Annotated in this window: 12 protein-coding genes, 1 tRNA gene and 1 pseudogene; 4 read left to right on the plus strand and 10 right to left on the minus strand. The window is 55.2% G+C overall.

The window, feature by feature from the left end; genetic code table 11:
- Positions 1-6 precede the first annotated feature (6 nt).
- Complete coding sequence (gene fghA / locus AC0KVQ_RS13980) at positions 7-855, plus strand: S-formylglutathione hydrolase (RefSeq protein WP_473421798.1); 849 nt, start codon at positions 7-9, stop codon at positions 853-855.
- Between the two features lie 175 nt (positions 856-1,030).
- On the opposite strand, the gene AC0KVQ_RS13985 is transcribed toward fghA, so the two are convergent.
- From AC0KVQ_RS13985 to AC0KVQ_RS14000, 4 genes are all read right to left on the minus strand, one after another.
- On the minus strand, positions 1,031-1,630 hold the full coding sequence (locus AC0KVQ_RS13985) for an acyl carrier protein phosphodiesterase (RefSeq protein ID WP_473421787.1): 600 nt from the start codon (positions 1,628-1,630) through the stop codon (positions 1,031-1,033).
- An 80-nt stretch (positions 1,631-1,710) separates the two neighbouring features.
- Positions 1,711-2,214, minus strand: coding sequence for a hypothetical protein (locus AC0KVQ_RS13990; protein ID WP_473421788.1), 504 nt, complete (start codon positions 2,212-2,214; stop codon positions 1,711-1,713).
- Positions 2,215-2,217: 3 nt separating this feature from the next.
- On the minus strand, positions 2,218-2,859 hold the full coding sequence (ypfH, locus tag AC0KVQ_RS13995; RefSeq protein ID WP_473421789.1) for an esterase: 642 nt from the start codon (positions 2,857-2,859) through the stop codon (positions 2,218-2,220).
- A 383-nt stretch (positions 2,860-3,242) separates the two neighbouring features.
- Positions 3,243-3,566: a hypothetical protein gene (locus AC0KVQ_RS14000; protein WP_473421790.1), complete on the minus strand. Its 324-nt coding sequence runs from the start codon at positions 3,564-3,566 to the stop codon at positions 3,243-3,245.
- A gap of 252 nt (positions 3,567-3,818) precedes the next feature.
- Here AC0KVQ_RS14000 and AC0KVQ_RS14005 point away from each other — a divergent pair, with 252 nt between their 5' ends.
- Positions 3,819-4,496: a heavy metal response regulator transcription factor gene (locus tag AC0KVQ_RS14005; protein WP_473421791.1), complete on the plus strand. Its 678-nt coding sequence runs from the start codon at positions 3,819-3,821 to the stop codon at positions 4,494-4,496.
- The gene (locus AC0KVQ_RS14010) at positions 4,493-5,956 is read left to right on the plus strand and encodes a heavy metal sensor histidine kinase (protein WP_473421792.1); all 1,464 of its coding nucleotides are present in this window, start codon (positions 4,493-4,495) and stop codon (positions 5,954-5,956) included. Before AC0KVQ_RS14005 ends, AC0KVQ_RS14010 begins: the two co-directional genes overlap by 4 nt.
- 156 nt (positions 5,957-6,112) lie before the next feature.
- Here the strand turns inward: AC0KVQ_RS14010 and AC0KVQ_RS14015 are convergent, their stop codons facing one another.
- From AC0KVQ_RS14015 to AC0KVQ_RS14035, 5 genes and pseudogenes are all read right to left on the minus strand, one after another.
- Positions 6,113-6,388 (minus strand): pirin family protein, encoded by a 276-nt coding sequence (locus AC0KVQ_RS14015; RefSeq protein WP_473421793.1) that lies wholly within the window; start codon positions 6,386-6,388, stop codon positions 6,113-6,115.
- A 28-nt stretch (positions 6,389-6,416) separates the two neighbouring features.
- Positions 6,417-6,692 (minus strand): annotated as a pseudogene (locus AC0KVQ_RS14020) (IS66 family transposase); the annotation flags it as partial.
- Positions 6,676-6,942, minus strand: a complete 267-nt coding sequence (gene tnpB / locus AC0KVQ_RS14025) for an IS66 family insertion sequence element accessory protein TnpB (protein ID WP_473421794.1) — start codon at positions 6,940-6,942, stop codon at positions 6,676-6,678. The pseudogene AC0KVQ_RS14020 and the gene tnpB, both read right to left, overlap by 17 nt.
- Positions 6,939-7,319 carry a transposase gene (locus tag AC0KVQ_RS14030; protein WP_473421795.1) on the minus strand — a complete coding sequence of 127 codons (381 nt, stop codon included), beginning with the start codon at positions 7,317-7,319 and terminating at the stop codon, positions 6,939-6,941. Before AC0KVQ_RS14030 ends, tnpB begins: the two co-directional genes overlap by 4 nt.
- Before the next feature lie 52 nt (positions 7,320-7,371).
- The gene (locus AC0KVQ_RS14035; protein ID WP_473421796.1) at positions 7,372-7,962 is read right to left on the minus strand and encodes a pirin family protein; all 591 of its coding nucleotides are present in this window, start codon (positions 7,960-7,962) and stop codon (positions 7,372-7,374) included.
- Positions 7,963-8,033: 71 nt separating this feature from the next.
- On the opposite strand from AC0KVQ_RS14035, the gene AC0KVQ_RS14040 reads away from it, so the two are divergent.
- Positions 8,034-8,124, plus strand: a tRNA-Ser gene (locus AC0KVQ_RS14040).
- A 242-nt stretch (positions 8,125-8,366) separates the two neighbouring features.
- Here the strand turns inward: AC0KVQ_RS14040 and AC0KVQ_RS14045 are convergent.
- Positions 8,367-8,729, minus strand: a complete 363-nt coding sequence (locus tag AC0KVQ_RS14045; protein WP_473421797.1) for a hypothetical protein — start codon at positions 8,727-8,729, stop codon at positions 8,367-8,369.
- Between the last annotated feature and the right edge of the window lie 30 nt (positions 8,730-8,759).

Here is an 8,759-nt window from a genome sequence, read left to right on the forward strand (position 1 = left end):
ATGAATATGGAAAACTTGGCCTGCAACAAGAGTTTCGGCGGCTGGCACAAGCGCTACCGCCACCATTCGGCAACGCTTGGCTGCGACATGGTGTTTGCCATCTATCTGCCGCCACAGGCCGAACTCGGCACCAAATTGCCGGTACTCTATTGGCTGTCGGGGCTGACCTGCACCGATGAAAACTTCATGCAGAAAGCCGGCGCCCAGCGCCTGGCCGCCGAATTGGGCATGATTATCGTCGCGCCGGATACCAGCCCGCGTGGCGCGGAGGTTCCGGGCGATCCTGACGGCGCGTGGGATTTCGGCCATGGTGCGGGGTTCTATCTGAACGCGACAGAAGCACCCTGGGCACAGCATTACCGCATGCATGATTACGTGGTGCAGGAACTGCCGGCGCTGATCGAAGCCAACTTTCCTGCCTCTGCTGCGCGCAGCATCGCAGGTCATTCAATGGGAGGGCACGGCGCGCTGGTCTGCGCATTGCGCAACCCCGGGCGCTATCGCTCGATTTCCGTCTTTGCGCCGATTTGCCAGCCCAGCACCTGCCCGTGGGGCGAGAAAGCCTTCAGCCGGTATCTGGGTGACGATCGGACAAAGTGGGCGGAGTGGGATGCCAGTCGGTTGATCATGCAGGCGCGTGAAAAGCTGCCGCTGCTGATCGACCAGGGCGACCGCGACAGTTTCCTTGCCGAGCAACTCAAACCCGAGACCTTGCAAGCCGCGGCTGCCAGTGTGGCTTATCCGCTCACCTTGCGCATGCAAGCCGGCTACGACCACAGCTACTACTTCATGGCCAGCTTTATTGACGAGCACTTGCGTTTTCATGCGCAGGCGCTGCAAATCGATGGAATATAGGGGTTTCAAAAACGGGCTGCCTTTGAACAGGATCTTATTTCCTGCGGGCAGCCCTTGAGCTGTACCCTGTCCGACCGCTTGCCGACCTTCGTACTGCCTTCATTTGAACAGCGGGTAACAGAATTCAGCGCTTATGTGTGAAGGCTATTCATCGACAACCCCTCGGCCATCACCGTCATTGGCAGTCTGGATCAATTGATCCCAGCCAATGATCGACAAACGCGCTTGCATCAGCCAATAACCATTCAAAATCGGCTGTGAATCCAGAGTCGCTTACTGGAAATTCAGCTTCTCCTCCAACCAGAGGGTTCGGGCGCCGTGCGCGCCGAGACATACGGTTTAACACATCGGCGATTCCGTCCAATTCCGCATAGCTTTGCAACCAATCCTCCTGTGCCATCAACCGCATCGCAAAACGGGCGGATTCAGGCAGTTCGTCCAGGCGTGCATCAATTTGGCGATAGACCGACTGGCAATATATCGGGAGCAGGGCGGAGTGAAATCGGTTCCAATCACGTGCCAGAACATGATCGTAAAAAATGTCCACCAACACGCCCGCATACCGCCGACGCTCTGGCGATATGCGCGAACAACTACAACGAAAAGCCGGATGGGTGTCGACAAACCTGTCGATTGCACGGTGTAACGCGACGCCTCGGGCCAAATCGCTTGGCAGGCAACCGGGCAGGATCCCTTTGATCCAGTCGCCGATAACACCACCGACCATCAAAGCGGGTGTTCTTTCAGCAAGAACGGCATGTGCCAGGAAATTCATCAGGTCACTTTAACCCGTTTTGAGTACGGGCTTTCAGAAATACGGTGATTAATCAACACGCTGGTAATTCGTTGCGTGGACTATTGAAACGGGTTTCTCGCTTGAGCGATTGATATCCGTGCCAGCCCGGCATGATGCATGAACTCCCGCACGATCAGCAGTGCGGCCACGGTAGCAGGCTCGATCAGCGGATTATCCTCCCCGGCAGGGCTTCCCTCCGCGATAGCGCATAGTCGAGAGAATACTGATTCAATGTCGTCGAGATGGTATGTATCTTGCGACTTGGTTTGCTCTTGCATCAAAGAAAGCAGACTTGGGGCACAATCCCCGACACAGCTGCTGTTTAAGGTAGAACCACCTGGAATGATGCGCGCCAATGGCATGACATGTTCTTCGATATGCTGGATGGCATTCTCCAGATCCAACGGTCGCGGGGGCGAAGTACGCAGAGGGCCAGGCAGTACATTGCCCCAGCCAATATTCAGCTGCGTATAGGGTGGGGCGGTAACAGGTGCGTTAATCCACAAATTGCACCGTTGCTCGCCAAGGTGCAACGTCAATGTATTCTGGTTTGTTTGCATCATCCATCATTCCGCTGGCGCATTTACGGATCTGGCGCTTAGCCGGAGTATATGCCGCAGCGCGTTTTCATCAATGCCGTGCCCCAGTCCTGGCACCAGATCAAGCGATACCGTACCGCCGAGTTCCGCAAGGCGATGCGCCGCTTGTTCACTGTACTGGCTCGGGATTACTGTATCGGCGGTACCGTGTATCAAATGCACGGCAGCCCCAGGGCGTACGTTCGGCTTGGCAGCAAAGCGGCCAGCCAGTGCAATCACCCGTGCGGCCAGCGTGGGTTGGCACAGTGACGCCTCCAGGGCCATGATTGCGCCCTGAGAAAAACCTACCAGGGTGGTGTGGGTTGGCGTTAACCCTGCTTCTTCCTGCCAGTCTGCAATTTCCTGTTCAAAACGCAGCATGGTCGCGGCAATGCGTTCCGATCGGTTTGTCTCTGAGATGTCTTTTACCGAGAACCATTGCCTGCCACGCCCAAAATCGGAAGGATCGGGCGAGGCCACCGCCACTACGAAGACGCCCGGATCCTGCATCGCAATGCGTTTTCCGATCAGAGCCATATCGCTGGGCTGTGCACCCACCCCGTGGAACAGCAGTACTAGCGAGGTGGCGGCGTCGGAAGGCTTTTGAATCACAATTGATGCGTTATTCATGATGTTGTACCGAGGTTCTGTTGATGTTGGTGACAAAACTGTGTTTGGGGCTGTTCGAGATGAATTTCAAGGCGCAAAGTACGCCGCAATACGGGTACTGCATGTGGTTTACATCGCGGAAAACCGCTCGAGATGCCCCAAACCCGAAGGGGAGGGGCGGGAACGCGCCATTCACAGCGTTATGCTCCTTGAAAATAACTGGCTTTTGTCTGCATCACATGCATGGAGACTGGCATTTTCCCACTCCAGTGCAGCTATGTAACAACGTCAACAGTGGCTGCCCGAGTAGAAATGAAACAGCCCAGCAAGCGTAGCTGCTGGGCTGTGGGTCAAGGCTGACCGTCACGTTAAATGCTGCCTGCAGAGATAAGGCTGGAATTTATTTAGCTGTCAGAGACATCGCTGACATAAATACGAATATTCTTGTCTATCTTTGCACCTTGCGGGGCAATGTCGGCCAAGTTGACATAGTTGCTTGCGCCATCAAATTTCCAGGTAAAACTTTGCCCATCCGCCAGGGAGATGCGTACAACATCGTCCTTGAAGACATTCAGGTGAGGGGTCTGTGCCGTTACGGCCCGCTCTTTTGCCCCATAAACCTTACCGCTTACCGGCGAGCCATCGGCGCCAGATGCGGCAAATGCAGACGAAGCTGCCACCAACACGGCAGCAGACAGTGCAGCTTGAACAAAGGTACGAGTATTCATGTCGGATCTCCAAATTGATTAGTCGGTTACGTTGCAGATACGGTGTTTCCTGCCAACACCTGCAGATTAAGCCAACGCGGCTATCAGGAAACGGACACTCCGATTACAAAATTGTCATCTTTGATGGTGGTTTTCTCTGGTAGGCAATTCGCCGGCAAGATGACAAATTTGTAATCCAATCACTGGCAATATCCATGGATAATCAATGCCATAAGCCCGCCTCGCCCCAAACAGCCCCATGAGACACCCGACATGAAACTCTTGATAGTGGAAGATGACACCAAGACGCGTACCTACCTGAAACAGGGTTTGACGGAGCAAGGGTTTGTGGTGGATGTCGCGGCTAACGGCGTGGATGGCAGCCACATGGCGCTTACCGAAGATTACGATCTGGTGATACTGGATGTGATGATGCCGGGCATGGATGGCTGGGAAGTACTCGCGCAATTGCGCCGCGACAAGGAAACACCGGTATTGTTTTTGACCGCACGCGACAAGGTCGAGGATCGCGTACGCGGACTGGAGCTTGGGGCTGATGATTATCTGGTGAAACCCTTTGCATTTGCCGAATTGGTGGCACGCATCCGCACTCTTCTCAAACGCGGCAAGACGCGTGAACCCGACACGCTGCAGCTGGCCGATCTTGAGGTGGATCTTTTGCGGCGCAAGGTTACCCGCGCCGGGCAGCGCATTGATCTGACCGCCAAAGAATTTGCGCTGTTGAGCCTGCTATTGCGTCGGCAAGGCGAAGTGCTTTCGCGCACCATGATTGCCGCCCAGGTCTGGGACATGAATTTCGACAGTGACACCAATGTGGTCGAAGTAGCGATCCGGCGCCTGCGCGCCAAGATCGATGATGATTTCACCCCGCGCCTGATCCATACCCTGCGCGGCATGGGTTATGTGATGGAGGATCGGGAAGACCTATGACCTCTCGTCCCATCATGTCGATCACCAAACGGCTCAGCGCGCTGTTTGCACTGATGTCATTTCTGCTGCTGAGCGCAATTGCCAGTTCGCTATATTTTGCGCTCGAACACAAACTGGAAATGGGTGATCGGGCGATATTGATCGAGCGCGTCATACGCATTCGCGGTTTTTTGCACGCGCAGCCAAGTGATACCGATTTAAGCACGCTGGTAAAACACTTCAATGAGGCACCGCTGTCGATCCGACGCAATATCGATTTGATTCTGGCCGACGAAACAGGTCAGATCCTGTTTCAGTCGGTTCCCCAAGGGCCTGACGGTGCCTCTTTGCTACGGCAAGTCATTCAGGAACAAGTCACGCCCAACTCGACATGGTTATGGAAGAAAGAGCATTTTCCCTCCCTGCGCATGGTAACGGTATGGGGCCGTTTGGGCAGTGATGAGAAAAGTCGTCGCCTTCTGATCGGCATGTGTCTTTCTGCGGAAGAAACTCGCCAGATTCTTGAGGAATCCGCCTGGGTGCTGCTATTGATGGTACTCACCGGAACACTGGTGGCTGCCGTGTTGGGCTACTGGGTAGCCAAGCGGGGCCTGGCACCGGTTGCCGCCATCACCCGAGCTGCACGCAAAATCACCGCCAGTGAACTGCACCAGCGACTTCCGCCACGGGAAATTCCAGAGGAATTCCATGATCTGGCCGAAGCGTTCAACGGCATGCTGGCGCGGCTGGATGAAGCCTTCCAGCGGCAATCCGATTTTTCCAGCGATCTGGCCCATGAGTTGCGCACGCCCATCAACAACCTGATGCTGCAAGCGCAGATTGCACTTTCCCAGGCGCGCAGCCCTCAGGAATACCAAGAGACACTGGCCTCCGCGATGGAGGATTACCAAGCCTTGTCGCGCATGATCGAGGAGATGCTGTTTCTGGCCCGCGCAGACAATGCCGAAGCCGTCCTGCGGAAAGAATCCATCGACCTGCGTGCAGAAGCGGAATGTGTCGTGGAGTTTTGCCAGGCACTTGCAGAAGACAAGAATCTGGCTATCCAGATCAATGGGCAAGCCAGCGTTGAAGCCGACAAGGGAATGTTGCGGCGTGCCATCGGCAATTTGCTGACCAATGCCATCCAGCATTCGCCGGAAGGGGGCACGATCACCCTGTCACTGGCAACAACCCCGGAATATGCCACGACCCTGAGCATAAGCAATCCGGGCGCGGGTATCGCACCCGAGCATTTGCCAAGGTTGTTCGACCGGTTTTACCGGGTGGACAAAGCACGTACATCGGGGGTGTGTGGTTCCGGGCTGGGCCTGGCGATCGTGCGCTCGATCATGCAGCTGCATGGAGGCGATATCCATGTCAGCAGCATACCTGGCGAACAAACCGAATTTGTCCTGACTTTCCCGGCCAATCCTGACGAGCCTATTCGTGGAGATGATTTCAGGGGAAGCGTTGCTGCCTAACGGCCAATAGATTTAAGAGTCTGTTTATGGTCTGTGACGAGAAGCCGTCAGCAGGATCAAGCGCAGCGTATACACCCCGAAGGAAGCTCCCTTGGGGTGTTTTGAGCAGCGCATGAGTTCCGATCACACCGTCGCAGCAGGATCGTGAACTGGTTCTTAAGGAAGGTCGAACAGCAAGGCCTCCACCTGACCTGATGCCTTCAGTTCAAGCAGCTTTTCACCTGTAATGGTTGCACTGTCCCCAGCCGACATTTCCTGGCCGTTGATTTCAAGTTTTCCCCGGGCCACATGCAGGTAATAGGTGCGCTCGCCAGCCAGCGGGAAATGACGGGTTTCCTCTTTCAGCAGCACCTTGTGCAAATAGACATCCTGATGGATTTGCAGTGATCCATCTCGCCCGTCGGGCGAAACGATCGTATGCGTCCAGCCCACCCACATTCTCAAGGCAGACCGAATCTGATCAGCGCCTGATTGGCAGGAGTTCGTCGATGCGGGAGTTCGGACAGGTCGGAAGTTTTTCGAGGGTGGATTTCAGCTAGGCAGGCGGTTCCAATCCGTTGAGCTTGGCGGTGGCCAGCAGGCTTTGAATGGCTGCAGCGCGCTTGCCGGCACGTTCACTGCCGGCAAATAGCCAGTTTTTCTTACCCAATGCGATTGGCCAGATTGCGTTTTCCACGGCGTTGTTGTCGATTGGTAGATCGCCCGTTTGGGCGTAGCGCTCAAATGACGACCAGCGTGCAGACGGCATCCCCAGCCTTCGGCCAGTGAAATATGCCTTGATGCAGACGGTGCTGGCAGAGCCAGACTCCGGTCGCATCCCAGATCAGCAGCTTGAGACGGGAGCGCTGCCGGTTGATAAAGGCGAAGGCGCTGCCATCACAAGGCGTGCGGCCGATGGCATGCTGCACATGGCAGGAAAGCCGCTCAATCCCCCAGCGCATATCCACAGGTTCAACCGCCAGATAGACCTGTTCCGGGAGAATCATCGCAGCAATGCCAACAGCGTTTGCAGAAACGAATGCGCCTGGGACTCCGGCCAGTCGATGCGCAAGGTCAGATCGTTGCGCATGAGTTCGAGATGAATACAGTCCTGTGATGAAGTGCTGGGCAGAACAGGGATGAATGCCGGAGTTGGTATGACCGGGAGATTCACAGATGGAGGGACGGTCCCAGACGCATCCGAACCGTTTTGCTCGTCTTCGCGCAGCCAGCGGTGAATGATGTTGTCATTCATGTTGTGCATTCTGGCGATGGCGGCAACCGATATGCCGGGTTGTTTGCAGGCTGCAACAATTTGGGCTTTGAATTCCCGGCTATACCTGCGGCGCCGTGGGCGGTGCGGGTTAAGAGTGATCGCGTCCATATGTCCACCTGTTTTAACGTGGACACGATCTTCCGGCCTGGGCGATCGTTACTCAATGTGGGCGGGTTGGACGCTTACAAACGATCAACTGGATACCCCGGACCGCGGAAAAATCTTTCTGATCGTAACCGGGGGCAATACCTGTTACCCGGGGTTGCACCCATATCTGCAGGAAATGTAGCTCCCTGGTTCTGGATGGATTGTATTCGCTATGCGCAACACCGGTGCCTGCACTCATAACCTGGACTTCACCCGCACGGAGGGTGGTGTGAGATCCCATGCTGTCCTTATGTTCAATCGCCCCTTCCAGGATGTAACTGATGATCTCCATATTGCGATGGGGATGGGTATCGAATCCGCTTCCGGGCTGGACCCGGTCATCGTTGATCACGCGCAGCACCGATACGCCCATGTGCTGGGGATCGTAGTAATCGGCAAAGGAAAAGGTGTGCCAACTATCCAGCCAGCCGTGATTGGCATGACCGCGTTCGTGTGCGAGTCGTAAAGTCATCATGGTGCGATTCTCCAGCAGGTCACCGGGATTGCCGCTGATGGTGGTAAAAAACGTGGAAGACTGTATCTGTGAAATGCCCAAATACCAGACAGGGAAGATGATGCACCCGACGCAGAACCGAACGCGCAAATAATCCCCTACGCAACACAGATTATGGTTGCCTTCCTTGGGTGACTTCGGTATTATGCGCCCTCCTCTGCGGAGAGATGGATGAGTGGTTTAAGTCGCACGCCTGGAAAGCGTGTATAGGTTAATAGCCTATCGGGGGTTCGAATCCCCCTCTCTCCGCCAAAAAGTCTTAGTGGTTGTCCATGGGCAGCCACTTTCAAAGTAAAAGCCCGCAACCATGCGGGCTTTCGCGTTTCTGCAGTTTCTCTGTTCCGACAATTTGCCGCATTTCCCCCCGCCGGAAACAGGCTCTTCTCTCGAAGCACTTGGGCATTGGGGCATTATCGATGAGTCCTGCAGCTCTATTGCTCGAAGACAAAAACAGCGTGCTTGTGCACGCCTTTTGGATCGGAATTTGGTAAGGGCTAAGATTTGATGCCAAGCAGTTTCCGCTGCTCTTCCCATGAGGCCGGTAGTGGTAACGCCTTGAATAGCGTGTGCGCCGTCAATGTCGCCGGCTGTTTACCCACCTCGATGGCCTTCACGATATCTGGTGCCAGAAACGCCACATAGAGCGTTTGCTGCACCAGCGATGGTGAAAGTTGCTCTGCCTGGGCAATCGCTGAAGGTCCAATGCCTTCCTTAACGAGACGTCGATACCACTGGATACCACGTTGAACCAAACTCACCAAGCGTGTATCGATATTTACTGTTCGGGATTGCTCCATGCTTTGTGCGGGATGTAAACCGGCATGCAAAACTTTCCAGGTTTCCGGGGTGATCGGCATCCAATAGTTTCCACCCCGGGTTGTGCAACC

Source organism: Formivibrio sp. oc-25 (assembly GCF_055810895.1).